Source organism: Gordonia sp. GN26, from assembly GCF_054823965.1.
In genome coordinates, this window is sequence record NZ_JSYC01000039.1 from 1 (window position 1) to 24,084 (window position 24,084).

Sequence of the window (24,084 nt, forward strand, 5' to 3'; positions counted from 1 at the left end):
TTGCTCCCTGAGGAGGCCCGGAGCGTGCGGAGGGCCGTCTCGAAGGGTGGTACCAAAGAGCCTGTGACACCCAGACCCGCCGCACCGTCGCTCGACGACCTCCGACGCCGCACCTCCTCGAAGTGGTCCACCCATCCCGACGACGTTCTGCCGCTGTTCATCGCGGAGATGGACTACCAGCTCGCACCGGTCGTGGCGGAGGCGATGATCGATCGCATCCGGGCGTCGGATGTCGGTTACGCCGGTGATTCGGGCGGTGTGGGAACGGCTTTCGCGGGTTTCGCGGAGCGGCGGTGGAACTGGCAGCTGAGCGCTGACGACGTCACGCTGACCACCGATGTGAGCGTCGTGATCGTCGAGTCGTTGCGGACAGCAATACGTCCGGGTGACGGCGTCATCCTGATGCCGCCGGTGTATCCGCCGTTCTTCGAGCTCATCCCGGAGGCTGGCGGAGCCGTCGTCGAGGTGCCGCTGCTCGACGATCCCGGGTGGCGGATGGATCTTGACGGCATCGAGGCGGCGCTGAGCGCGGGTGCGCGGGCAGTTCTGTTGTGTCACCCGCACAATCCGGTGGGCCTGGTCCACGACGCCACCGACTTGGCGCGGCTGGCCGAGCTCGCGGCGTCGTACGGTGCGACGGTCGTGAGCGACGAGATCCACGCGCCGCTGGTGCATTCCGGGGTCGGGTTCGTCCCGTTCCTCGCGGTGAGTGACGTCGCCCGTGAGGTGGGCATCGCCGCGCATTCGGCCAGCAAGGCGTTCAACCTGGCGGGGGCGAAGTGCGCGTTGACGGTGGCCACCTCGGACAGGGGCCGGGGGATCGTCGCACGTCAGCCCGACGAGGTGCAGTACCGGACGTCCATCCTCGGCCGGGCCGCCACCGAGGCCGCCTTCGCTCGGGGCGACGACTGGCTCGACGCCACCCTGGAGGTCATCGGCGAGAGTTTCGGCCTGCTCGATCAGCTTCTGGCCGAACGTCTACCGGGCGTCGGTTATCGTCGGCCGAGTGCGTCGTACCTGGCGTGGCTCGACTTCCGCGACGCCGGACTCGGCGACAATCCCGGCCTGCCGATCCTCGAGCACGGCCGGGTCGCATTGCACTACGGACCGGCATTCGGCGCGCTGGGGGCGGGCTTCGCACGGCTGAACGTTGCGTGTTCGCCGGAGGTGCTGACCGAGGCGGTCGAACGGATCGCCCGCGTCGTCGACGACCCGCCCGTTTCATAGCTCGAAACCGCGCCTGGCGCGGTCGGCTGCTATGAATCTCAGAATGGACAACGACCGGGCAGCCGAGTGGGACGAGCGTTACGGCAATGCCGAGAGACTGTGGACCGCGGACGTCAATCCCGCGCTGATCACCGAGGCCGAAGGTCTGACGCCGACCACCGCGCTCGACGTCGGCTCGGGGGAGGGTGCCGATGCCCGCTGGCTGGCGAAACGCGGCTGGCAGGTGACCGCGGTCGACATCTCCCAGGTGGCACTCGATCGGGCGCGCGAGATCAGCGGCGATCTGCCCATCACGTGGACGCGTGCCGACCTCGTCGTCGATCCCGTCCCCGGCGGCGATTTCGGTCTCGTCGCGTTGCACTACTTCCCGATCCCCGTCGAAGAGATCGAGGTGGCGCGGAAGCTGGTCGCCGCCGTCGGTCCGGGCGGTTCGCTGCTGGTCGTCGCCCATGCGCCGGAAGGCGTACGGGCGCACGGGTTCGATCCCGACGACTACGTCCAACCGGGCGGGTACGCCGAACTCGTCGGTGACGACTGGGAGATCGTCACCGACGAGACGCGTGCACGGGGCAAAGCCGCAGGCGGTGGTCACCACACGCACGACGTTGTGTTCCGAGCGCGACGAGCCGGCCGCCAGTAGCTCTGCGGGTCAGTCCAGGGCGGCGCGCACCGCCTTCGCGACCTGCTGGTGGCCCGTCGCGTTCGGATGAAGGCGAATCGCCCCAACCGGATTCGAGTACGGCTCCACCCACCTCGTCGACTGCGACTTGCACGAGTCGTGCCCGACGCTGGGACCGTAGGTGTCGACGAAGTCGACGTTCGCCGACTGGGCCTGGGTCTTCAACATGGTGTTCAACTCGACCTCGAGGCGGTCGAGAAACGCGGTGTCCGCAGCGGAGAACGGGTTTCGCGCGGGACAGTTGCCCTGCTTCGGGTACACCGCCGGATATCCGACGATGAGGATCTTCGCGGACGGCGCGCGGTTCTTGATCCCGGCGATCGCGGTGGCGATGTTGGCGGCCGTCACCTGGATCTCAGCGGAGTACCGACCGAGGGTCCGCGCCTCACACGGTGCGAGTTGCGAGCTGCCCGAGGCGGTTTGCGAGCAGTCGGCGATGCTGCCCGAGTACACGTTCCCGTCGTTGTAGCCGATCTGCATGGTGACGAGATCCGTCGTCGGGCTCAGACCCTCGAATTGCGGTGGCTGGCCGGAGGTCTGGCTCGTCGTCAGATGCCGGGTCTGGGCACCACCGCAACTCATGTCCTTGAGCCGGAAACCCTCCGCGTCGGCGACCAGGTTCGGGAAGTTCTTCGTGGACCGCCCACATCCGCTCGGTCCTCCTGCCGACGGGGAGATCCCGACGCCGGCCGAGAACGACGCGCCGAGGGCGACGTATTCGGTGGGGTCATCGGCGAGCGCAACCGCGGTTGCTCCGGCTATCAGTCCGGCCACGGAGGCCAACGCGAGGGCGAGTGTTGTTGTTCGACGACGTAAACGCATGGGTCGAGAGTGACCGTCTGTGTACTCGAGTTAACTCGAGGTGATTGGTTCGTGAGTGAACCGAGATGCCCTCGAGATCAAGCAAATCGGACATTGTCACTTGATCAGATGTAATCGCTGAACACGGCACATGAGACCCTACGGCAGTTTTTCGGTGAGCTCGGCGCAGGGGATTCAACCGACAACGTGTCTGCGCCCTTCGGGGAGGTCTCATGAAGAAATCATCGGTACGTGCCCTGTGCGCCACAGTATTGGCAGCAGGCGTGATGGCGGGCGGAATCGCCGGCGCCGGAGCAGCATCCGCCGCAGACCCGGGCGGAGTGAAACTGGAGGGGATCAACAACGGGGACTGCACGGCGACCATCAAGGTCACGAACTTCACCAATTCCACGTTCTTCCAACCGGATTGGTGGTTCGAGCAGGAGAACGACCCGGCCATGGTGAACGCGACGACCATCCCGGCCGAGATGCCGGCCCCGTGGCGGGAGGTGTCGGGGATCCCCTGGCCGATCGCCCGCTGGGTCGGGGACTCGCCGGCACTGACCTCGGGCCTCGGTCCGGGAATCCCGAGCTGGGGCAACGGCAATCCGTACAACCGGAACGCGCAACCCGACGGGTTCGTCACACAGCGGACGATCGACCTCAAGACGGTGACCGGCGCGCCCGAACCGTCAGCGGAGGGAACGAAGACGATCTGGTTCCGGATCAAGACCGGACCGCAGACTGCTGATCGTCTGCCGACGCCGCAGAAACTGGTCGTCGACGGCTGTCGCAGCTCCAACGGTTCGCTCGACTTCGGATCGCTGGACTTCGGTTCTCTCGGCATCTAGCAGTCCGCCACCGGGTCGCCCGTCAATCGGGGATCTGATTGCGTTCTGTCGCGCAGACCGCGACACAACGCAACCTGATTCCGAGCGGGGCCGCTCTACCCGCCGAACAGCAGGTACAGCCCGAGGAAGGTGTAGCAGACCATCGTCACCATCATGGTGAGCTGGCCGGTCAGCTGATGCCGGCGGGGGAGTAGACGCAACGAGGCGTCGTGGGCCGCGGCGACTCCCATCATGTGTCCGCCGACGACGAAGAGCACCTTCAGCGTCACGGTGAAGGTCGGGTGATCGGACATGATGTACACCGGGTGGGCATCGCTCAGCCACAACAGGTTCCAGCCTCGACCCAGCGGGTCGCCGAGGGCCAGGATTGCTTCCTGTCCCTGTTCGACGAGGGACTGCAGGTAGTGGGCGAGGATGTACCCGATCACGATCGGGATGAGGGAGTGCGCCATCAGGCCGGGTAACCGGCGCCGTAGATCGGGTGAGACCCCGCCGACGGCGCGGGCGGCCGACCAGAAGGTCACCGCGACCACGCCGATGAACACCAGCAGACCGGCGGTCGAGAGCAGGGTGGCGATCACCTGGTCGCCGTCGGCGCGCTCGTCGACGAACTCCCGCCACAGCGGAATCGCCGAGAAGCTGTCGAAAGCGGTCGACCCCAGCAGGATCGCCAGGACGGTGACGGTTCCGGGCAGGACCGGCAGCGTGGTCAGCGAGTTCATCGGACTGCGCACGATCACCCTGCCGTCGGCGTTCTTCGCGAACGGTGCGAGTCGGGAGGCCACGGTGCTGTACACCGCGAACGGGTCGGCGTTGTCAGCCCACCGCAGTCCACAGACGAAGCCGCCGACGAGTGTGATCACGACGTAGAACAGCAACCAGAACCGCACGGCCGCCACTGATCCCGGCTCCGGGGAGGCCAGTTCCAGCCAGACGAAGGCGAACAGGCCGAACGCGGCCGGCCACCAACCCAGACGTCGGGGATAGGCCTTCCATCCGACAACTCGGGGGCCGAGGACGGCACCGACGACGCGCAGCACGGTGCGGATCGGCGACAGGAGCCGCCAAACCGGACCGACCAACGCTGACAGCACCGTCATCCCGACCCACAGCAGCACGTAGAACGCACCGGGAAGCGGATTCTCGTCGGTGTCGGGACCGAACGCGGCGAGCACCAGCCACAGTGTCAGTACCAGGGCGGCGACGGAGATCACGCCTCGAACCCACGAGTTGTCTACGAGCGCCGTCACCCACGACGGCAGTTCGCGCCCGGCATCGGCCTGCCCGTACCGCGGTGTGCGCCAGGCGAATGCGATAACCGCGAACGAAATCGTCAATGCCCAGGCGCCGCCGATCAGCACAGCGGTCAGCGGGACCGGCAGGTACTCCGAACCGCCCAGACCGTGGGCGAGCAGGGTTTCAGTCGGCCTCACGGTCGGGGTCATCGGCCTCGTTCCGGGTGGGTGGGACGGTGTGGTCGGGATCGGTGGGGCTCTCGGAATCGAGGGTGTCCTCGTCATCGCCCCGACGACGGTCGTGGATTGCGATCGCGACGATGACGCCCACCAGGATGAACGCCGGGATCACGGCGGGCAGCGCCAGGATCAGGGGATGTGTGGCGAGGTGGTGGACCACCACATCCGGTCCGGTGGTGATCATGGTTGTGATTGCAATTCGTGTTCTCGTGCGCTCGTGGTCGTCTCGCGGGAGTTGACCCGCCCGGCGCCCCACGACAACGCGGTGATGAGCAGCAGCGTGCACACCAGCACCACCAGCGAGGCGACGCCGAACAGCCATGACGGGTAGTCGAACGTGCGCTCGCGCTGCAGGATCGAGATCTCCGCGACGAACGGTTTCGTCGATGTCAGTTGCGCCGGTTCACCTTCTGCGCCGATCGCGGGATCGGCCGGCAGATAGACCGGCACCCCGGCCATCGTGGTCCCATCCTGTACGCGCAGGATCGTCTTCCATGATCCCGAGACGGGCATCGGTTCGGTGGACCGGAAGTGGTTGGGGCCCACACGTTCGAGCCGGTCGATGACGATGCCGCGGTCGTTGTCGGTGCCGCCCTGCCAGGACATCAACGTGACCCACTCCGGATCGCCGCTGATCGCATCGGACGGGTCTAGGTAGACCTCGGCCGTCACGTTCTGGTCGGCCGCGGCGTTGGGCCCGGCCGGGGTCAGGACGACGCGGGCCGTCATGTCGGCCGGTACCGAGACCCGCAGACCGTTCGCGACGGCACCGCCGACCACCAGCACAGAGAGCACAACGGCGGTGATGCTGATCCAGCGTCGTGGCAGGCGTTCACCGACGGAGACGGTGCCGAGCAGCGCACCGCACAGCCCCATGACCACGCCCACCGGGATGGCCATGGCCAGCGCTTCGCCCCACATGCCGGTCACCCACGGGAACGGGTAAGCCGCCGCGATCCACCAGGATTCGATCCAGAGGCCGACGGTCGCGACGCCCAGGCCCGCCACCGCGCCGTAGAGCACACGACGTTTGAACAGCGGCGTCAGCGCGAGCAGCTCGATGACCACGGCTGCGCCCAGGTACAGGGGGAACACGTTGATCGGCGCGCCGAGCGCGGGACCGACGACGACCGCGACGACGCCGCGCAACAGGATCGCGAAGACCGCGGCGACAAGGGCACTACCCGGTCCGAGACTGATCCGGGCGGCGACCAGCGCGAACGCCCCGGCACCGGCGATCATCATCGGCTGTAGCACCAACCGGAACTGCTCGACGCCGAAGTCGTATTCGATCTGGAAGACCGACATGCCGATGACCAGACCGCCGAAGGCCAGGCAGCGGACGATCCATTGCCCGCGTCCGTCCGGTGGAAGGTCAGGGCCCATCGCGGCCCTGCCCTCGCGGTCGAGGATGACGACCGCGATGAGCGACAGCCCGGCACCGCCGATCAGCATCAGGTGCGTCGGACCCCAGAGGGTGACGTCCTGGCCGAAGATGCGATGCCAGACGTCGTCCAGTGGGAAGCCGACCAGGGCGTAGAAGCCGCAGCCCGCCAACAGGATTCCGCCGACCGGCGCGTACCAGTGCCGGGTGATCCGGATGGCAGAGGCGCCGGGCTTGTCGAAGGGCAGGAAGACCGACAGCATGCCGGAGATGAACAACAGGAACAGGCCGACCAGGATGAAGTAGTGCGCCGGGTTGGCGAGCGGTCCCTCGTCGCGGCCGTCACCGATGTGCAGGCTGACGTCCCACAGGAAGCCGAACAGGGCGCAGATGATCGTGCTCGTGAACAGGAAGATCGGCAGAGCCGCCCATGGTGGACGGTTGACGCGCCGGGCAGCCCACTCCGAGAGGGTGGTCAGCCAGGTGATCTTCCGCGTCCGGTGCAGGTACCCGATCCAGAGGAGCCCGATCGACACCACCGCGGCCACTGCCGACATCAGGAACACCTGGTCGAGTGCCGCCCCTCCGCCTTCCGCGGCGAGGTGGAGGTTCGTGACATCGCTTGTTGTCATGAACGAAGTATGCACATTTCATCCATGTCCCGCGAGGGGCTTGGTCGAACCTGCGCGCATGATCTGCGCGCAACGCGTGTCAGCGGCAGACGGCACCCTGCGACGCCGACGTGACCAGCTTCGAATACTTCGCCAGGACCCCGCGGGTATAGCGCGGCGGCAGGGGGGTGAACTCCTTGGCGCGGGCCTCGAGTTCGTCGTCGTCGACCAGCAGGTCCAGGAGGCCGCGCCCCACGTCGAGCCGGATGCGGTCGCCGTCGCGAACCAGGGCGATCGGCCCGCCGTCGACTGCTTCGGGCGCGACGTGACCGACGCACAGCCCGGTGGTGCCGCCGGAGAACCGGCCGTCGGTCATCAGCAACACGTCCTTGCCGAGGCCCGCGCCCTTGATGGCGCCGGTGATGGCCAGCATCTCGCGCATGCCCGGTCCGCCCTTGGGGCCTTCGTAGCGGATCACGACCACGTCGCCGGCGGTGATCGTGCCGTCCTCGAGTGCGTCCATCGCGGCGCGTTCGCGGTCGAAAACCCGTGCGGTGCCCTCGAATACGTCGGAATCGAAACCGGCCGACTTCACCACCGCACCCTCCGGGGCCAGCGAGCCCTTGAGGATGGTGATGCCGCCGGTCGGATGGATGGGTGACTTGGTGGCCCGCAGGACCTGCCCGTCGGGATCCGGCGGCGCGATGTGCGCGAGGTTCTCCGCGACCGTCTTGCCGGTCACCGTCAGGCAGTCACCGTGCAGCAGCCCGGCGTCGAGCAGCGCCTTCATCACCACCGGCACACCGCCGATGCGGTCGACATCGGTCATCACGTGCCGGCCGAAAGGTTTGACGTCGGCGAGGTGGGGGACGCGGGCGCCGACGCTGATGAAGTCGTCCAGCGTCAGTTCGACCTCGGCCTCGTTGGCGATGGCGAGAAGGTGAAGCACCGCGTTGGTGGACCCGCCGAACGCCATCACCACGGCGATCGCGTTCTCGAAGGCCTCGCGGGTCATGATGTCGCGGGCGGTGATCCCGCGACGCAGCATCTCGACGACGGCCGCACCGCTCTGCCGCGCGAACTGGTCGCGACGCTTGTCCGGGGCCGGCGGAGCGGCGCTCCCGGGGAGTGACATCCCGAGTGCCTCGGCGGCGCTCGCCATCGTGTTCGCCGTGTACATACCGCCGCAGGCGCCCTCACCCGGGCAGATGGCGCGTTCGATGGTGTCGACGTCCTCGCGGCTCATGAGTCCGCGGGAGCACGCGCCCACCGCCTCGAAGGCGTCGATGATGGTGACCTGACGTTCCGAGCCGTCGGACAGCGTCGCGTATCCGGGCAGCGTGGACCCGGCGTAGAGGAACACCGAGGCGAGGTCGAGGCGGGCGGCGGCCATGAGCATGCCGGGCAGGGACTTGTCGCAGCCGGCGAGCAGGACCGAGCCGTCGAGGCGTTCCGCGCTCATCACGGTCTCGACACTGTCGGCGATCACCTCGCGGGAGACCAGCGAGAAGTGCATGCCCTCATGGCCCATGGAGATGCCGTCGGAGACCGAGATGGTGCCGAACTCCAGCGGATAACCGCCGCCTTCGTGGACTCCGTCCTTGACGGCCTTGGCCAGGCGGTCGAGGGAGAGGTTGCACGGGGTGATCTCGTTCCACGACGACCCGACACCGATCTGGGGTTTCACCCAGTCGTCGTCGCCCATGCCCACCGCGCGGAGCATGCCGCGGGCGGCGGTTTTCTCCAGGCCGTCGGTGACGTCGCGACTGCGAGGTTTGATGTCCACGTCGTTGCCTGTGCTGGTGCGCTCGGTCATGTGGTCCACGGTAGTGGTCCGCAGACGAGATCAGGCTGCGTTTCATCTCGCCGAACGGGCCGAAACGCAACCTGATCTCGATGAACAGCAGATGTTTCTAGGCGCGCAGTTCGCGCTTGAGCAGCTTTCCGCTCTGGTTGCGCGGCAGTTCCTCTACGAACTTCACCAGCTTCGGGACCTTGAACGGCGCGAGCCGCTGCTTGACGTGGTCGATCAGCTCGGCCTCGGTGACGACCGCCTCGGCGCGCAGCACGACGACTGCGGTGATCGCCTCGATCCACTTGTCGTCCGGGGTGCCTATGACGGCGACTTCGGCCACGGCGTCGTGGGTGTAGATCGCGTCCTCGACCTCGCGCGAGGCGACGAGGATGCCGCCGGTGTTGATGACGTCCTTGATGCGGTCGACGACGGTGACGTAACCCTCCTCGTCGCGCGTGACGAGGTCGCCGGAGTGGAACCAGTCGTCTCGGAAGGCCTCTTCGGTGGCGGTCGGGTTGTCCCAGTAGCCCTGGCACAGCTGCGGCGAGCGGTACAGGATCTCGCCGGGCTCACCGACCGGCACGTCGTTGCCGTCGGCGTCGACGACGCGGGTCTCGACGAAGAACACCGGCCGTCCGCACGAAGCGGGTCGGGCGTCGTGCTCCTCGGGGCGGAGAACCGTTGCCAGCGGACCGATCTCGGACTGACCGAAGCAGTTGTAGAAGCCGAGGTCGGGGTAGCGCTCGCGGAGGCGCTGCAGGACGGTGACCGGCATGATCGACGCGCCGTACTGCGCCTTGCGCAGCGACGACAGGTCGCGGGTCTCGAGGTCGGGGTGCGCGGCCAGCGGCACCCACACCGTCGGCGCCAGGAACAACGAACCGATCTTGTGTTTCTCCACGAGACGCAGGATCTCGGGGATGTCGGGTGCGGGCATCAACCGGATCGTGGCGCCGACCGCCAGGTACGGAACCATGAAGACGTGCATGCCCGCCGAGTGGTACAGCGGCATGCAGATGAGGGGATTGTCATCGGACTTGAGATCCAGCGCGATGATCGACGAGGTGTACTCGTGGATCAGGGCGCGGTGGGACATCATGGCGCCCTTGGGCTTCGACGTCGTGCCCGAGGTGTAGAGGAACTGCACGAGGTCGGTGTCCTCGACCGGGACGTCGAGTGCGGGAACGTCTCCCGTGGTTGCGATCGCGAACAGTGAATCGTCGGCGTCGCGCAGGGGGAGCACGAACTCGGCCGGTACGACGTCGATGACGGCGTCGAGGTTCTCGGTGAGAGCCGGGTCGACGAGCACGGCCCGTGCGCCGGACTGCTCGAGGAGGTAGCTCAGTTCGCCGGCACGCAGGGCGTAGTTGATCGGCACGTGGACGAGCCCGGCACGAGCGGCGGCGAGATAGCCGATCACATAGGCGTGCGAGTTGGTGCCGTAACCGGCCACGCGATCACCCTTGGTCAGACCGAGGGAGAGGAGGTGCCCGGCGGCGCGGGTCACGGCGTCGTCGAGCTCGCGGTAGGTCAGGGTGTCGTCGCCGAAATGGAGGGCGGCGCGGTCGGGGAATCTCGCGGCAGTGCGGCGCAGCACTCCGTCGACGGTGTTCGAAGTGGGGGTCATCACCTCATCAGGATGACGGTCGAGGGGGATCGTGAGTGCAAGCACCCCCTGCCGCGTCCGGCACCTGCCCAGTGCGTCTGTCAGAGTCGAAGGACAACACGAATCGGAGATCGACGCGATGGAGATGTGGCCATGGGAAGAGACCGAGATCGGGATCCCGGCGGTCGCGCCCGACAGGCTCGGCCGCGTGACGAACTGGGCCGCCCGCTACCGTACGGTGCGCCGGGCGTCGAGCCGGTGCCCGAGGAGCCGTTGCCACCGCACGAGACGATCGCATTCGCGTGGCGGCTGCTCGAGGACGGCCGGCCGTTCTCCGCGCACGAGGTGTTCGAGACCAGGTGGAAGTCCTGTCCGGCCGAGGAACGTCCCCTGTGGCAGGGGCTCGCCCAGCTCTGCGTGGCGCTGACGCATCATCGACGCGGAAATGCTCTCGGTGCCCGACGCCTCTACGATCGGGCCGCCGCGCGACTCGTCGAGTACGAGAACGCCGGCGGAGTGAGGTACGAGATGGATCTGACGGCGATCCGCGACCGTGTGCTCGACGAGATCGACGTGTCCGAACCGACCTGAGGTGGGCCGGCCGAGTGCCATCGCCGGCAGGGCCAGTTGTGATGTATCGGGTCTTCGGTGACAGTTCTGTGTCAGGACTTCGGTGACAGCTGGTGTGTCAGGACTTCGGTGACGGTCTGGTCTTCGTGGGGCGTGGGCCGCGGGGTTGTCGGTTGCCGACGTAGCGAACTCCGGAAGCGGGTCGAGGGTGTTCGACTACGACCTCTCCATCGGTGTTCGCGATGACGATCGCGCTGTCGTCGGCGACGACGAGGACCTGGTCGAAGGCGTGGTCCACATCGACCATGTAGGTGACTGAGTCCACGCTGATGGTGCCGGAAGTGCTGACAGTCCTGACCAGGACGCCCTCGGGTAGATCGGCGGTTGGGCGCGGCGCGGGCGGGCGCGATGTAGGCCGATTGAACAGTGATCCACCGGCTATCGGGTGTGGCGCATGGGCTTTCGGTGTGGCTTGCCACGCGGCCAGTGGCGTGACGCGCCCTGGCAGGCCCTGGTGAGGCCGTTGGGTGTTGTAGATGTGATCGAACGCATCAACCTGGGCCTGCAGCTCGGCCAGGGTGTCAGCCAATGGCTGCTTGTCCAGATACCGGAACAACGTCTGATGGAATCGCTCGTTCTTTCCCTGCGTGGTCGGCTTGTAGGGCTTGCCGGTGATCGTTTCCACCCCGAGCACGCGGACGTGCTCGACGAGCTGACCGAGACGGCCGCGCCGCGAGGGGTTGAGCGCGGGCCCATTGTCGGTGAGGAGTCGTTGAGGTACTCCGTGGGCGGTCACTGCCTTGTCGAACACGGCGATCGCAGCCTCAGCCGTTTCGCCCGCGGCCACATGTGAGCCCACGGCGTAGCGAGAGTGATCGTCGATGAGCTGCAGGATGACGCACCTGCGTCCACCGGTCAGGACGTACTCGGTGCCATCGAGTTGCCAGCACGCATTCGGCGCCGGGTAGACGAACCTCCGCCACGCCGAGCGGGGCTTCTTCTTTGGCTCACGGCGAGCGACACCGGCTTCGCGGAAGATCCGGGCCAGCGAGGCCGTTGAGGGCACCTGAGTCAACCCCATCGACTGCATCTTGTCGTGCACGCTGATCGGCCCGTGATCCAGACCTGAGGCTTCCAGAGCGGCGCGCACGGCCACCGCCTGCGCTTTGACCTCGTCATTGAGCGCTGACGGGCTCGACTTCGGGCGGCGGGTGCGGGGTTCCAGGACCGCCGACGGCCCATCCGCTCGTGCTCGTTTACGCAACTCGTAGAACGACTTCCGCGAAATCCCGTGTTCGCGCAGAATGTCGAGACCGCTCCGCGGGGTGCATCATCAGGCCACTGCGAGATCGCCAGCCGCACGACAGGATCGATAGGTTCGTTAACTACCACCGCCTGAGCGTCGAGTGCTTGCAGTGTGAACCGAAGGCCAGGGTGCCGGCTTGGCTGGAGCCCATCGGGCGTGTCGTGCCCGCTAAACGGAAGCGACGCCTTGTCGCGTGCATCGACGTATGTCAATATTGACGAGTGTCAAATAAGAATCTTCTGCTGCCACCGGGCCGCGGCCTCAGTGGTGACCAGACCGGGGCTGTCACCCCACTGTTGAAGGCGCTTGCGGACCCGGTTCGGTTGCGGTTGTTGTCGGAGGTTGCCGCGCATCCGGGAGGCGAAGCCTGCGTGTGCGACATTTCCGGACCCTTCGAGCTGTCGCAGCCGACGATCTCACATCACCTGAAGGTGCTGCGCGAAGCGGGCTTGGTGACCAGTGAGCGCCGCGCGACGTGGGTGTACTACCGGGTGAACGCTGAAGCGCTGCAGCAACTGTCGGACCTGCTGGACGATCTCGCCACGGTCGTGGGGGAAACACGCTCGTGTGAGGTGGGCCAGTGACCGCCCCCGACACCGCGGTCGCGGGCAAGCTGTCGATGCTGGACCGATTCCTGCCGGTGTGGATCGGCGCCGCGATGGTCGCCGGCCTGCTGCTGGGCCGCAACGTTCCCGGCCTGGGAGACGCCCTGGCGGCCGTGGAGATCGACGGCATCTCGCTGCCGATCGCTCTCGGACTGCTGATCATGATGTATCCGGTGCTGGCGAAGGTGCGCTACGACCGACTCGACTCGGTCACCGGCGATCGTCGCCTGCTGCTGGGATCGCTGCTGCTGAACTGGATCGTCGGACCCGCGTTGATGTTCGCGCTGGCCTGGCTTCTGCTCCCCGACCTACCGGAGTACCGGACCGGGCTGATCATCGTCGGTCTGGCGCGCTGTATCGCGATGGTCATCATCTGGAACGACCTGGCGTGCGGCGACCGTGAAGCCGCTGCCGTCCTCGTCGCACTGAACTCGGTGTTCCAGGTGATCATGTTCGCCGTGCTGGGCTGGTTCTACCTCTCGGTGCTACCCGGATGGCTCGGCCTGGAACAGACGACCATCGACACCTCGCCGTGGCAGATCGCGAAGTCGGTGCTGATCTTCCTCGGAATCCCGCTGGTTGCCGGCTATCTCACCCGCCGCATCGGTGAACGGGCCAGAGGCCGCGAATGGTACGAGTCCTCGTTCCTCCCGCGATTGGGGCCGTGGGCCCTCTACGGTCTGCTGTTCACCATCGTCATCCTGTTCGCCTTGCAGGGGGAGCAGATCACCTCTCACCCGTGGGACGTCGTGCGGATCGCGCTGCCGCTGCTGATCTACTTCGCGGTGATGTGGGGTGGCGGATTCGTCCTCGGCGCCGTGATGGGGCTGGGTTACGCACGGACCACCACGCTGGCGTTCACCGCTGCCGGCAACAACTTCGAGCTCGCCATCGCCGTTGCGATCGCGACCTATGGTGCGACCTCCGGTCAGGCTCTTGCCGGAGTCATCGGCCCACTCATCGAGGTGCCCGTCCTCGTCGCGCTGGTCTATGTGTCTCTGGCGTTGCGGAAACGCTTCACCAGTCCGACGACCGCCTCCAACTCAGATGTGTCGAAGGAGCCTGTTCGCGATGTCTGAGAATGTGTTGGACGAACAGCTGAGTCGCGGCGAACACCGCGCCCAACCCGAGCTGCTGATGCCGCATACCGTGCTCGCCCGTACCGCAGCTGACTTGGCCGCCAAGTACGAGGGGGTGGTGTCTCGACAGACGGTGGAACGCTGTGTTTTCGAGTCCTACACCGCGTTACGGCGCACCTCCCGGGTGCATGCGCATCTGACGACCTTGGCGGGCCGGTTCGCTGCCGATCGGTTACGCGCCCTAGCGCAGGCTGAGGGGGCGGTACCCAAGGATGTGCCCGAAGTCCTGTTCATCTGCGTGCAGAACGCCGGCCGCTCGCAGATGGCTGCCGGATTGATGACCCACCACGCCACAGGTCGGGGACATGTGCGCTCGGCCGGATCGGTGCCGGCTCATTCGATCAACCCGACCGTCGTCGAAGCGATGTCAGAAATTGGCGTCGACCTGGGTACCGAGTACCCCAAACCACTCACCGACGATGTGGTCGCCGCCGCTGACGTGGTGGTGTCGATGGGCTGCGGCGACGCGTGCCCGATCTATCCCGGCAAGCGGTATCTCGATTGGACGGTCTCCGATCCTGAAGGCCGTCCACTTGGCGAGGTTCGCGCGATCCGCGATGACCTTGACGCCCGGGTTCGTGAGCTCCTTGCCGAGCTCACGGCCAACCATGTGTGACTTTCCGAGCATTCCTCCACAGCTGAAAGGGACTGTGTCTCATGTCTTCCTCTCGACCTAGCGTGCTGTTCGTGTGCGTCCACAATGCCGGCCGCTCACAGATGGCTGCGGGGTTCCTCACCGCGCTCAGCCAGGGCAGTGTCGAGGTCCGCTCCGCCGGATCTGCGCCCGCCGACTCGATCAATCCAGCCGCGGTCGAGGCGATGGCTGAAGTCGGTATCGACATCTCGGCACAGTCACCCAAGGTCCTCACCCCCGACACCGTCGAATCCTCCGATGTGGTGATCACCATGGGCTGTGGCGATGCATGCCCAGTATTCCCCGGCGTCAGCTACCGCGACTGGGCCCTCGACGACCCCGCCGGCCAAGGCATCGACGCGGTCCGCCCGATCCGCGATCAGATCCGCGCACTGGTCGCGGACCTCCTCGACGAACTGCTCCCCGCTAACCAGCAGGTCGGCCAGTGAGCACACCACCGCAGGTGCTGTTCGTGTGCGTGTCCAACCGCGGCAAATCGGTGATGGCCGAACACCTCACACCGACCGGATCACCCCGTCCTCGGCCGGCACCAGCGCGAAAATCGGCGGCCAGGTCAACGAGCTGTCCGCCCAGGCGCTCGCCGAAGTCGGCGCCACCGTGGACGGGCATCAGCCGCGGCAACTCACCGACGAACTGATGCAAACTGCAGATCTCGTCGTGGTGGTCGGCACCGCCGACGTCACCCCACCCGACGGCGTCGCCCTCGAAGTGTGGAACACCGACGAACCCTCCGAACGGGGCATCGACGGTATCGAACGGATGCGACTAATCCGCGACGACATCACCAACCGGATCCGCGCCCTCGCCGACCGCATCGCGCGGTAGGCGAGAGCGCAAGCCACGACCCCTCAGCAGCAAGCAGTGCGCACCTCAGCCGGTTCGGCGGCGCTGCCACCGCAGCACACCGAACCCTGCTCGACGTCATCGTTGGCGTTCTGCTCCAACAGTTTCGGGCTGGTCCCGAACGTGTCGGAGTCGGCGAGCACGGTGTAGACCTCCCACTTCTCGTTCGCCGGTCCGGTCACCCAGACCTTGTCCTGCGTTGCGAAACAGCAGGTGGAGTTGATCTCCTCCTGGGTGAACAGGCCCTCCCCGGACAGCCTGGCGATCTCGGCGTGCACCTTCTCGCTCGATTCGACCTCGACGCCGAGGTGGTTGATCGTGCCGCCCTGGCCGGGGTTCTCTAGCAGCACCAGTTTCAGGGGCGGCTCGACGATCGCGAAGTTGGCGTATCCCGGCTTGCGTTTGGCCGGGGTGGTGTTGAACAGCTTGGAGTAGAACTCGATCGCGGTATCGAGATCATCGACGTTGAGCGCGAGCTGCATACGGGACATGACCATCACCTTCACCTGTGAGACATATATCGAACTACTGACACATGCAGGCTGCCACCTTTTCGACATATGTCAAGTAGGGGCGTACGATCTGGTCATGCCGAAGCCCTTGCCGATGGTCGACATCAGCGCCCCGATCTGCTGCGCACCGGTATCCGCGGCCCCGCTCGATGACGACACAGCCCTAGAAATCGCTCTGCGACTCAAGGCCCTGGCCGATCCGGTCCGGATCAAACTCGTCTCAATCCTGCTCGCCGACACCGGGAACGGGATCTGCACCTGCGACCTCGCGACCGCGGTCGGCCTCACCGAGGCCACCACGAGCCACCACCTGGGGCAGCTCCGCAAGGCCGGCATGGTCGCACCTGACCGACGAGGGATGAACGTCTACTACCGCGCACGGCCAGAGTCGTTGGAAGCGCTACGCAGCGTTCTCAGCGCCACCACAGGGTGCTGCTGAACCGTCGCAGGCGCGGTCAGTTGAGCACCTGCGTCAGGCTCCCCCTCGTCGGCAACCGCGCCACGCAACGCACATAGCGTTGCGTGGCGGACACCAATGAAAGTGTCACCACCTAGACCCCTCAAACTGTCACCGATGTCTTGATGCGAAAGTGTCACCGATGTCCTGCGAGATGACAGCCGGCAGGGCCAGTTGTCGGACCGGTATGCGAACATATGTTCTATGCGGATCGAGCGTCGGGAGCGGCATGGTGCGACGATCCTGCACGCCGATCTCGACTCCTTCTACGCCTCGGTCGAGCAACGCGACGACCCGACCCTGCGCGGACGCCCGGTGTTGGTCGGCGGGGGAGTCGTGCTGGCCGCGAGCTATGAGGCCAAGGCCCGGGGAGTGCGGTCGCCGATGCCCGGTCACGAGGCGCGCGCACTGTGTCCCGATGCCGTGGTGGTGCGGCCCCGGTTCGACGCCTACATGGAGGCCAGTCGCGAGGTCTTCGATATCTTCCACGACACCACTCCGGTGGTCGAAGGCATCTCCGTCGACGAGGCGTTCCTCGACGTCGGCGGCCTGGGTCGGATCAGCGGGTGCCCGCATGACATCGCCACGACGATCCGGGCTCGAGTGCGCGAGGAGGTCGGCCTGCCGATCACTGTGGGTGGCGCGCGCAGCAAATTCCTGGCGAAGGTCGCCAGTGCCGTCGGCAAGCCCGACGGTCTGCTGATCGTCGCGCCGGGCACCGAGCTGGCATTTCTCCACCCCCTGCCGGTGCGTCGGCTGTGGGGCGTCGGACCGGTGACCGAGGCCAAGCTGCACGACGCCGGTGTCGAGACCGTCGGCCAGCTCGCCGAGATGGGGGAGCGTTCGCTGCGCGCAGTCGTCGGGCCCGGAGCGGGCCGGCACCTGTTCGCGCTCTCGCTGGCTCAGGACCCACGCCGCGTCGAAACCGGCAAGCGGCGGTCCTCCATCGGCTCGCAGCGGGCACTCGGGCGCCGACCCAAGTCCGAGGCCGACCTCGAGGCGACCATCGTGGCGATCGTCGAACGTCTCGGCAAGCGGTTGCGCACCGCGGAAAGGGTCTGCCGCACAGTGGTTCTCCGTCTCCGCTTCGACGACTTCACCCGCGCGACCCGCTCCCGCACCCTCCTCGAGGCCACCGACCGCACCGACATCTTCATGGCGTCGGCGCGCGGACTCCTCGCCGACGCGATGCCGATCATCCGCGAGCGCGGCTGCACCCTCGTAGGGTTGTCGTTGACCAACCTCGACGACCACGACAACATCCAGCTGACGCTCCCGTTCGACACCGACCACGCCGAACAGCTCGACGCCACCATGGACGTCCTGCGCGACCGTTTCGGGCGGGACTCGGTCACGCGTGCCGTGCTCATCGGCCACCACCACGGCGACGACGCACCGATGCTCCCCGACTAGGGATCTCGTAGAAAGCGTGCGCGCTATGTCCCCGTGTTCTCTACGAATCCCGGGGGAGCGAAAAGCGCAAAACGATTCTTATGCGCTCAAGCGTGACTGAGCCGACGACTCCCCCAACACTGCTGATGTGGCCACCGAAATGTGGTCGTCCTCACATCCACATCAGAATCGAGCTAGACAATGTTGGTAGCACTCGGCCTCGGAATGGTGGCCACCTTCATGGTCCTGATCATCACCAAACGGGCCACGCCCGTGGTGGCGCTGATCCTCGTCCCGGTCGCGTTCGGCCTGTTCGCGGGTGCCGGCCTCGACATCAGCGACATGATCACCGACGGCATCAAGGACCTCGCACCCACGGCGGCGATGCTGTTCTTCGCGATCATCTTCTTCGGGATCATGATCGACGTCGGTCTCTTCGACCCGGTGGTCCGCCTCGTCATCCGCGCCGTGCGCGACGACCCGGCCCGGCTCGTCGTCGGCACCGCGGTCCTCGCGATGGTCGTCTCGCTCGACGGTGACGGTTCGACGACCTTCATCATCACCACCGCCGCCCTGCTGCCGCTGTACGTGAAACTCGGTGTGAGCCCGGTGGTTCTGACCGTGGTCGCCGGCCTCGCCAACGGCACCATGAACATCCTCCCGTGGGGTGGCCCCACCGCCCGCGCCGCGAGTGCGCTCAAGATCGACACCAACGACGTCTTCGTCCCGATGATCCCCGCACTCGCCGCCGCGCTGGTCGTCGTACTTCTCTTCGCCTATCACCTGGGAGTCCTCGAACGCCGACGTATCGGCACCCTCGAGATGAAGGAATCGTTGTTGGCTCCGCGTGAAGAGGTGCTGGTCGCCGCCGGCACCGGCACCACCGTCCCGCCCACGCCGCCGCGGCGCAGTACCGGCGGATCGTCGGACATCGATTCGACGCCAACGGGTTCCGACGATCCGGAAGCCCAGGACCGCGACCAGTCGTTCTCCAGCGTCCTCGACCCCAATCGGGAAACCCTGCGGCCAAAGCTGTTGTGGGTCAACGCCGGACTCACCGTCGCGCTGCTGGCGATCCTCGGCGCCGACGTCCTCGCCATCCCCGTGCTGTTCATGGTCTTCGCCGGCATCGCCCTGGCCGTCAACTTCCCGCACGTCAAGCAGCAGCAGGCGGCCATCACCCGGCACAGCTCGAGCATCGTGTCGGTGGTCGCCATGGTCCTCGCCGCCGCGGTGTTGACCGGCGTCTTCAACGGCACCGGCATGGTCGACGCCATCGCCCACTGGCTCTCCGACGGCATCCCCGACTGGATGGGGCCGCACATGGCGATCGTCGTCGGCGTGCTGTCGATCCCGTTCACCTTCCTGATGAGCAACGACGCCTTCTACTACGGCGTGCTGCCGGTCCTGTCCGAGACCGCGACTCGCTACGGCATCGACCCCACCGAGATGGCCCGCGCATCCATCACCGGTCAGACGGTGCACATGCAGAGCCCGCTGGTCCCGGCGATCCTCCTGCTCGTCGCGCTCGCCGGTGTCACCCTCGCCGACCATCACAAGAAGGTGCTGTGGCGGGCGACGGTGGTCTCCCTGGTCATGCTCGGCGCGGGCGTGCTCGTCGGAGCCATCCCGTTCTGAGCGGATCGATGTCGGTGGCGGCGCTGGATTCACAGCCGCCACTAGGCTGACGTCATGCGTTTACGGACGCAGGTGCTGCTGTTGCAGCTCGCTGTCCTCGCGGTCAGCCTCGCGGTCGGGTTCGGTCTCGTCATCGCCGGGGCCGACGACCGTGTCCGCGACGAGTACGCACAGCGAGCCCTCGCCATCGCCCGGTCGGTGGCCGCCGACACCGACGTCCGCGCCGCGGTGGCGGCTCAACAGGGTCGAGCCGTGGAAGCGGACGATCTCGTCGACGGCCCGCTGCAACGCCAGGCGGCCGCGGTTCGGGAACGGACCGGCGCACTGTTCGTCGTCATCGGCAACGACCAGGGCATCCGACTCGCCCACCCTGAGGTCGCGGAACTGGCGAAACCGGTGTCGACCGACCCGTCGAAGGCGCTGGCCGGCTCCGACGACGTCGCGACCGACCGGGGCACCCTCGGCGAGTCCGTCCGGGCGAAGGTCCCGATCTTCGACCCCGGCGGTCGCATCGTCGGCTTCGTCAGCGTCGGCGTCTCGACGGAACGGCTCGCGAAGGAAACGCGCAGCGACATCATCGCCACGACGCTCCTCGCGCTGACCGCACTGGGCATCGGCGCACTCGGATCGGTCATGCTGGCCCGGCGCTGGCGCAAGCTCACCCTCGGTCTCGAGTCCGACGAGCTCGCCGAACTCGTCCGCGAACAGCGCGCTGTCCTGCACTCGATGGCCGACGGCGTGCTGGCCGTCGACGCCGACGGCATCGTCCGGGTCGTCAACGACAAGGCCCGCGCGCTCCTCGACATCGACGCTCCGGTGGGCACGAAGGCCGCCGACCTGGGACTCACCCCGCGCATCGCAGCCGTTCTGGCCACGCCCACCGACGAGCCCCTCGCCGCCACCGTCGGCGATCGCGTCGTCCTCGTCAGCTCCCACCGGGTCCACGCCGACGGCCGCGACCTCGGCATGGTCCTTTCGGTCATCGACCGCACCGACGTCGAAACGCTCAGCCGCGAAGTCGATTCCATCCGATCGATGGGCGCCGCTCTCCGCGCCCAACGGCACGAGACCGCCAACCGCATCCACGTTCTCGCCGGACTCCTTCGCCATGGCCACGCCGACGAAGCGCTCGGGTACCTCGAAGAACTCTCCGGCAGCGGCCCCGGCGGCGCGCTCCTCGCCGGGCTGGGCAACGTCCGCGAACCCCACCTCCACGCCTTTCTCGACGCCAAAGCCGCCCACGCGCGCGAACGTCGCGTCACGCTCCGCCTCGGCGACCAGACCTGGCTGCAGGGCACCCTCACCGAACCCGTCGTCGCCACCACCGTCGTCGGCAACCTCATCGACAATTCCATCGAGGCTGCATCTGGGACCGGTGCCGACGGGGTCGTCGAGGTCGAGCTGATCGCCGACGGCGACACCCTGTTCGTCGCGGTCGGCGACTCCGGCCCCGGCATCGCCTTCGACGATCCGGACAAGGTCTTCGACGAAGGGGCCACCACCAAACCCGGCGACCACGTGCCCGGTGGCCGGGGGATGGGCCTGTCCATCGCGCGTCAGGTCGCGCGTCGGATCGGTGGAGACCTGTGGGTCGCGGACCCCGGTGGCGACCGGTCCCCGACGCCGGAGCATGATCCGCCTGGCGCACTGTTCGTCGCCCGGCTCCCGGGCATCATCGCGCCCGGGCCCGACGAGGAGGTGGCGCCGCAGTGAGTGAGGAGCTGGGTGTCCTCATCGTCGACGACGACTTCCGCGTCGCCGCACTGCATTCGACGATCGTCGATGCCGTGCGCGGCTTCAGCGTCCGCGCGCGGGTCGGCAGCGTCGCCGAGGCTCGTCGGGCGTTCGTCGACCACCCCGACATCGACCTCGCACTCCTCGACGTCTACCTCCCCGACGGCTCCGGCATCGACCTGGTCGCCGAACTCGACTGCGACTGCTTCATCGTCGGCGCCGAGACCGACGCGGCCGCCGTCCGCACCGCGATGCGCGCCGGCGCGCTGGCCTACCTGATCAAACCCTTCGACGACGCCGATCTCGCCCGTCGTCTTGCCGGTTACGCGCAGTACCGGCGCGCGCTCAGCGGTGAGAACGTCGACCAACACGCGGTCGACGCCGCGCTGTCCGCGCTGCGGTTCGGCACCCGCGCGGCGGAGCGGTCGGAATCGGGATCTCCCACCGAGCAACGCATCCTCGACCTGTTCGTCGATCCCGACACCGCCCTGTTCGCCGACGACGTGTCCCGGGAGGTGGGGATCGCGGCACCGACAGCCCGGCGACACCTGGCCAACCTCGTTGCCGCCGGCCGTCTCCGGATGTCGCTGCAGTACGGAACCACCGGCCGACCCCGGCAGGAGTACCGCCGTCGGTAAATCGTGACCTGATAATCCTGCGGGCGGGGTACGCCGCGACCCTTGCGCACTAGAGTGTCAACCCATGACGACGCAAGTAGACGCCACCAATCCCGATCTGGTGACGGTCGGTGTGCCGACGCATTGGTACAACCTCGCCGCCGAGCTCGAGACACCGATTCCCCCGCACCTGCACCCCGGCACCAAGGAACCCGTCGGCCCGGAGGACCTCGCCGCCCTGTTCCCCAGCGGGCTCATCGCGCAGGAGGTCTCCAGCGAGACCTACATCGAGATCCCCGAACCGGTCCGCGAGATCTACAAGATGTGGCGACCGTCGCCGCTGATCCGTGCCCGCCGCTTCGAGGAGGCGCTCAACACCAACGCGCGCATCTACGTCAAGTACGAGGGCGTCAGCCCGGTCGGCAGCCACAAGACCAACTCCGCTGTCGCGCAGGCCTATTACAACAGCATCGACGGCGTCACCAAGCTGACGACCGAGACCGGCGCGGGCCAGTGGGGCAGCGCGCTCGCCTTCGCCGGTGCGCAGTTCGGGATCGACGTCGAGGTCTGGCAGGTCCGCGCCTCGTACAGCTCGAAGCCATACCGCGGCTTCCTGATCCGCACCTACGGCGGCACCATCCACCCGAGCCCCTCGGACCTCACCGAGTCGGGCCGGGCCATGCTCGCCAAGGACCCGGACACCACCGGCAGCCTAGGAATGGCCGTCAGCGAGGCCGTCGAGGTGGCCGCTTCGAACGCCGACACCCGCTACGCCCTGGGCAGCGTGCTCAACCATGTGGTGCTGCACCAGAGCGTCATCGGCCAGGAGGCCGTCGACCAGCTCAACGCCGTCGAACCCGGCGGTGCCGACATCGTCTTCGGCTGCGCCGGTGGCGGTTCGAACCTTGCCGGGCTCTCGTTTCCGTTCCTGCGGGAGAAGCTGCACGGCCGGTCCGACCCGCGCGTGGTCGCCGCCGAACCGGCCGCCTGCCCATCGATCACCCAGGGCGAGTACCGCTACGACCACGGTGACGTCGCCGGTCTCACACCGCTGCTCAAGATGCACACGCTGGGAATGGATTTCGTTCCGGACCCGATCCACGCCGGTGGCCTGCGCTACCACGGCATGGCGCCGGCGCTGAGCCACACCGTCGAACTCGGGCTCGTCGAGGGTGTGGCCATCAGCCAGCATGACGCGTTCGCCGCGGGCGTGCAGTTTGCTCGCACGCAGGGCATCGTCCCCGCTCCGGAGTCGACGCACGCCATCGCCGCGTGTGCCGCGGCCGTCGCCGACAGTGACAAGGAGCAGGTCGTGGTCATCGGGCTGTCGGGGCACGGCCAGCTCGATCTGCCCGCCTACGCAGAGTTCCTCGACGGCAACTTCTGAGCATGACCCCGGCGATGCGGACAGTCGGTGTCGACCTGTCCGCATCGCCGGTCAAGACCGCGGTCGCGGTCGTCGACTGGTTCGACGACCGGGCCGAGTTGGCGGACCTCGTTGTCGGAGCCGACGACGCCGAGATCCGATCCCTCGCCGACGGTGCGACGCGCATCGGCATCGACTCACCCTTTGGCTGGCCCGACGACTTCGTGGATTTCGTAGTCGCACATCATCGTGACGGCCTGAGCCCTGGTCGTCGGCTCGACGACATCGCGAATCGACGTCCGCTGGCGCTGCGTCGTACCGACGTGTGGATCGCCGAGTCCGGCCTCGGCCGACCGCTCAGTGTGTCGGCCGATCAGATCGCCCACGTCGCCTTTCGCTGCGCGGGTCTCCTCGGCGACCTGGGCGTCGACGACCGCGTCGACGGTTGGGCCGTCGAGGCCTATCCCGCCGGAGCACTGAAACACTGGGGCCTCACCTCACGTGGCTACAAGCGCGCCACCAATCGAGCTGTACTTTCCGAGCTCGTCGAAGCGCTCCAGGCCGCGGCGCCGTGGCTGGTCCTCGGCGACCGGGTCGGCCGGATGCGCAGCGACGACGACGCCTTCGATGCCGTCATCACCGCGCTGATCGCCCGTGCCGCGGAGTTGGGACGCACGACGCTGCCCTCCGAGGGTGACCGGTCAGTCGCGGTGCGGGAGGGCTGGATCCACGTCCCCGACTGCGAGCTGCACGAACTCGGCCCCGTCGCTGGTTGAGTAGGTGAGGAGCCTGCGACGAGCCGTTCCCCTCGCTGGTTCAGT

At 67.2% G+C, this 24,084-nt stretch carries 22 protein-coding genes and 2 pseudogenes; 16 read left to right on the forward strand and 8 right to left on the reverse strand.

What is annotated here, in order from left to right; all coding sequences use genetic code 11:
- The first annotated feature begins 63 nt into the window (after nucleotides 1-63).
- A complete protein-coding gene (locus tag OK17_RS10620; RefSeq protein WP_461417427.1) occupies nucleotides 64-1,227 on the forward strand; it encodes a MalY/PatB family protein in 1,164 nt (387 codons plus the stop codon).
- A gap of 43 nt (nucleotides 1,228-1,270) precedes the next feature.
- Complete coding sequence (locus OK17_RS10625; protein WP_232716808.1) at nucleotides 1,271-1,867, forward strand: class I SAM-dependent methyltransferase; 597 nt, start codon at nucleotides 1,271-1,273, stop codon at nucleotides 1,865-1,867.
- Between the two features lie 9 nt (nucleotides 1,868-1,876).
- Here OK17_RS10625 and OK17_RS10630 read toward each other — a convergent pair whose 3' ends face one another.
- Nucleotides 1,877-2,728 carry an SGNH/GDSL hydrolase family protein gene (locus OK17_RS10630; RefSeq protein ID WP_232716809.1) on the reverse strand — a complete coding sequence of 284 codons (852 nt, stop codon included), beginning with the start codon at nucleotides 2,726-2,728 and terminating at the stop codon, nucleotides 1,877-1,879.
- A 212-nt stretch (nucleotides 2,729-2,940) separates the two neighbouring features.
- On the opposite strand from OK17_RS10630, the gene OK17_RS10635 reads away from it, so the two are divergent.
- Nucleotides 2,941-3,558 carry a hypothetical protein gene (locus OK17_RS10635; protein ID WP_461417428.1) on the forward strand — a complete coding sequence of 206 codons (618 nt, stop codon included), beginning with the start codon at nucleotides 2,941-2,943 and terminating at the stop codon, nucleotides 3,556-3,558.
- Between the two features lie 95 nt (nucleotides 3,559-3,653).
- Here OK17_RS10635 and OK17_RS10640 read toward each other — a convergent pair whose 3' ends face one another.
- The 5 genes from OK17_RS10640 to OK17_RS10660 all read right to left on the reverse strand — a co-directional run bounded on the left by OK17_RS10640 (nucleotide 3,654) and on the right by OK17_RS10660 (nucleotide 10,450).
- Nucleotides 3,654-5,003 (reverse strand): hypothetical protein, encoded by a 1,350-nt coding sequence (locus tag OK17_RS10640; protein ID WP_461417430.1) that lies wholly within the window; start codon nucleotides 5,001-5,003, stop codon nucleotides 3,654-3,656.
- The gene (locus tag OK17_RS10645) at nucleotides 4,978-5,217 is read right to left on the reverse strand and encodes a hypothetical protein (RefSeq protein WP_232716812.1); all 240 of its coding nucleotides are present in this window, start codon (nucleotides 5,215-5,217) and stop codon (nucleotides 4,978-4,980) included. The genes OK17_RS10640 and OK17_RS10645 overlap by 26 nt, the downstream gene beginning before the upstream one ends.
- Complete coding sequence (locus tag OK17_RS10650; RefSeq protein ID WP_248658483.1) at nucleotides 5,214-7,049, reverse strand: hypothetical protein; 1,836 nt, start codon at nucleotides 7,047-7,049, stop codon at nucleotides 5,214-5,216. The genes OK17_RS10645 and OK17_RS10650 overlap by 4 nt, the downstream gene beginning before the upstream one ends.
- A 79-nt stretch (nucleotides 7,050-7,128) precedes the next feature.
- Nucleotides 7,129-8,844, reverse strand: coding sequence for a dihydroxy-acid dehydratase (gene ilvD / locus OK17_RS10655; protein ID WP_232716814.1), 1,716 nt, complete (start codon nucleotides 8,842-8,844; stop codon nucleotides 7,129-7,131).
- A gap of 97 nt (nucleotides 8,845-8,941) precedes the next feature.
- Nucleotides 8,942-10,450, reverse strand: coding sequence for an acyl-CoA synthetase (locus OK17_RS10660; protein WP_461417431.1), 1,509 nt, complete (start codon nucleotides 10,448-10,450; stop codon nucleotides 8,942-8,944).
- Between the two features lie 132 nt (nucleotides 10,451-10,582).
- Between OK17_RS10660 and OK17_RS10665 the strand changes: the two genes are divergently transcribed.
- Nucleotides 10,583-11,020: a DUF309 domain-containing protein gene (locus OK17_RS10665; RefSeq protein WP_232716816.1), complete on the forward strand. Its 438-nt coding sequence runs from the start codon at nucleotides 10,583-10,585 to the stop codon at nucleotides 11,018-11,020.
- 97 nt (nucleotides 11,021-11,117) lie between these two features.
- Here the strand turns inward: OK17_RS10665 and OK17_RS10670 are convergent.
- Nucleotides 11,118-12,391 (reverse strand): annotated as a pseudogene (locus OK17_RS10670) (integrase core domain-containing protein).
- Between the two features lie 135 nt (nucleotides 12,392-12,526).
- Here OK17_RS10670 and OK17_RS10675 point away from each other — a divergent pair.
- The 5 genes and pseudogenes from OK17_RS10675 (at nucleotide 12,527) to OK17_RS10695 (ending at nucleotide 15,529) form a co-directional block, all read left to right on the forward strand.
- On the forward strand, nucleotides 12,527-12,889 hold the full coding sequence (locus OK17_RS10675; protein ID WP_109239101.1) for an ArsR/SmtB family transcription factor: 363 nt from the start codon (nucleotides 12,527-12,529) through the stop codon (nucleotides 12,887-12,889).
- Complete coding sequence (gene arsB / locus OK17_RS10680; protein WP_308195948.1) at nucleotides 12,886-13,989, forward strand: ACR3 family arsenite efflux transporter; 1,104 nt, start codon at nucleotides 12,886-12,888, stop codon at nucleotides 13,987-13,989. The genes OK17_RS10675 and arsB overlap by 4 nt, the downstream gene beginning before the upstream one ends.
- On the forward strand, nucleotides 13,982-14,665 hold the full coding sequence (locus OK17_RS10685; protein ID WP_232716817.1) for an arsenate reductase/protein-tyrosine-phosphatase family protein: 684 nt from the start codon (nucleotides 13,982-13,984) through the stop codon (nucleotides 14,663-14,665). Before arsB ends, OK17_RS10685 begins: the two co-directional genes overlap by 8 nt.
- A 41-nt stretch (nucleotides 14,666-14,706) precedes the next feature.
- The gene (locus OK17_RS10690; protein ID WP_006902068.1) at nucleotides 14,707-15,132 is read left to right on the forward strand and encodes an arsenate reductase ArsC; all 426 of its coding nucleotides are present in this window, start codon (nucleotides 14,707-14,709) and stop codon (nucleotides 15,130-15,132) included.
- A pseudogene (locus OK17_RS10695) lies at nucleotides 15,129-15,529 on the forward strand (arsenate-mycothiol transferase ArsC). Before OK17_RS10690 ends, OK17_RS10695 begins: the two are co-directional and overlap by 4 nt.
- A gap of 23 nt (nucleotides 15,530-15,552) precedes the next feature.
- Here the strand turns inward: OK17_RS10695 and OK17_RS10700 are convergent.
- The gene (locus OK17_RS10700; RefSeq protein WP_010844638.1) at nucleotides 15,553-16,038 is read right to left on the reverse strand and encodes an ArsI/CadI family heavy metal resistance metalloenzyme; all 486 of its coding nucleotides are present in this window, start codon (nucleotides 16,036-16,038) and stop codon (nucleotides 15,553-15,555) included.
- 97 nt (nucleotides 16,039-16,135) lie between these two features.
- Here OK17_RS10700 and OK17_RS10705 point away from each other — a divergent pair, with 97 nt between their 5' ends.
- The 7 genes from OK17_RS10705 (at nucleotide 16,136) to OK17_RS10735 (ending at nucleotide 24,039) form a co-directional block, all read left to right on the forward strand.
- Nucleotides 16,136-16,498 (forward strand): Rv2640c family ArsR-like transcriptional regulator, encoded by a 363-nt coding sequence (locus tag OK17_RS10705; protein ID WP_006902070.1) that lies wholly within the window; start codon nucleotides 16,136-16,138, stop codon nucleotides 16,496-16,498.
- Between the two features lie 222 nt (nucleotides 16,499-16,720).
- Nucleotides 16,721-17,929, forward strand: a complete 1,209-nt coding sequence (gene dinB, locus OK17_RS10710; protein ID WP_461417432.1) for a DNA polymerase IV — start codon at nucleotides 16,721-16,723, stop codon at nucleotides 17,927-17,929.
- Nucleotides 17,930-18,109: 180 nt separating this feature from the next.
- Entirely contained in the window at nucleotides 18,110-19,546 is a 1,437-nt protein-coding gene (locus tag OK17_RS10715; RefSeq protein ID WP_232716819.1) for a CitMHS family transporter, read from the forward strand.
- 54 nt (nucleotides 19,547-19,600) lie between these two features.
- A complete protein-coding gene (locus tag OK17_RS10720; protein ID WP_232716820.1) occupies nucleotides 19,601-21,259 on the forward strand; it encodes an ATP-binding protein in 1,659 nt (552 codons plus the stop codon).
- Nucleotides 21,256-21,918, forward strand: coding sequence for a response regulator (locus OK17_RS10725; protein WP_232716821.1), 663 nt, complete (start codon nucleotides 21,256-21,258; stop codon nucleotides 21,916-21,918). The genes OK17_RS10720 and OK17_RS10725 overlap by 4 nt, the downstream gene beginning before the upstream one ends.
- Nucleotides 21,919-21,982: 64 nt before the next feature.
- The gene (locus OK17_RS10730; protein ID WP_232716822.1) at nucleotides 21,983-23,284 is read left to right on the forward strand and encodes a TrpB-like pyridoxal phosphate-dependent enzyme; all 1,302 of its coding nucleotides are present in this window, start codon (nucleotides 21,983-21,985) and stop codon (nucleotides 23,282-23,284) included.
- 2 nt (nucleotides 23,285-23,286) lie between these two features.
- The gene (locus OK17_RS10735; RefSeq protein WP_232716823.1) at nucleotides 23,287-24,039 is read left to right on the forward strand and encodes a DUF429 domain-containing protein; all 753 of its coding nucleotides are present in this window, start codon (nucleotides 23,287-23,289) and stop codon (nucleotides 24,037-24,039) included.
- Nucleotides 24,040-24,084 lie beyond the last annotated feature (45 nt).

Coding starts and splice junctions, on each gene's coding strand:
- OK17_RS10665 (WP_232716816.1), top strand. CDS start 10,583: ATGGGAAGAGACCGAGATCGGGATCCCGGCGGTCGCGCCCGACAGGCT.
- OK17_RS10705 (WP_006902070.1), top strand. CDS start 16,136: ATGCCGAAGCCCTTGCCGATGGTCGACATCAGCGCCCCGATCTGCTGC.
- OK17_RS10735 (WP_232716823.1), top strand. CDS start 23,287: ATGACCCCGGCGATGCGGACAGTCGGTGTCGACCTGTCCGCATCGCCG.
- OK17_RS10690 (WP_006902068.1), top strand. CDS start 14,707: ATGTCTTCCTCTCGACCTAGCGTGCTGTTCGTGTGCGTCCACAATGCC.
- OK17_RS10635 (WP_461417428.1), top strand. CDS start 2,941: ATGAAGAAATCATCGGTACGTGCCCTGTGCGCCACAGTATTGGCAGCA.
- OK17_RS10720 (WP_232716820.1), top strand. CDS start 19,601: ATGCGTTTACGGACGCAGGTGCTGCTGTTGCAGCTCGCTGTCCTCGCG.
- OK17_RS10660 (WP_461417431.1), bottom strand. CDS start 10,450: ATGACCCCCACTTCGAACACCGTCGACGGAGTGCTGCGCCGCACTGCC.
- OK17_RS10715 (WP_232716819.1), top strand. CDS start 18,110: ATGTTGGTAGCACTCGGCCTCGGAATGGTGGCCACCTTCATGGTCCTG.
- OK17_RS10630 (WP_232716809.1), bottom strand. CDS start 2,728: ATGCGTTTACGTCGTCGAACAACAACACTCGCCCTCGCGTTGGCCTCC.
- ilvD (WP_232716814.1), bottom strand. CDS start 8,844: ATGACCGAGCGCACCAGCACAGGCAACGACGTGGACATCAAACCTCGC.
- OK17_RS10650 (WP_248658483.1), bottom strand. CDS start 7,049: ATGACAACAAGCGATGTCACGAACCTCCACCTCGCCGCGGAAGGCGGA.
- OK17_RS10685 (WP_232716817.1), top strand. CDS start 13,982: ATGTCTGAGAATGTGTTGGACGAACAGCTGAGTCGCGGCGAACACCGC.
- dinB (WP_461417432.1), top strand. CDS start 16,721: ATGCGGATCGAGCGTCGGGAGCGGCATGGTGCGACGATCCTGCACGCC.
- OK17_RS10700 (WP_010844638.1), bottom strand. CDS start 16,038: ATGTCCCGTATGCAGCTCGCGCTCAACGTCGATGATCTCGATACCGCG.
- OK17_RS10640 (WP_461417430.1), bottom strand. CDS start 5,003: ATGACCCCGACCGTGAGGCCGACTGAAACCCTGCTCGCCCACGGTCTG.
- OK17_RS10645 (WP_232716812.1), bottom strand. CDS start 5,217: ATGATCACCACCGGACCGGATGTGGTGGTCCACCACCTCGCCACACAT.
- OK17_RS10730 (WP_232716822.1), top strand. CDS start 21,983: ATGACGACGCAAGTAGACGCCACCAATCCCGATCTGGTGACGGTCGGT.
- OK17_RS10625 (WP_232716808.1), top strand. CDS start 1,271: ATGGACAACGACCGGGCAGCCGAGTGGGACGAGCGTTACGGCAATGCC.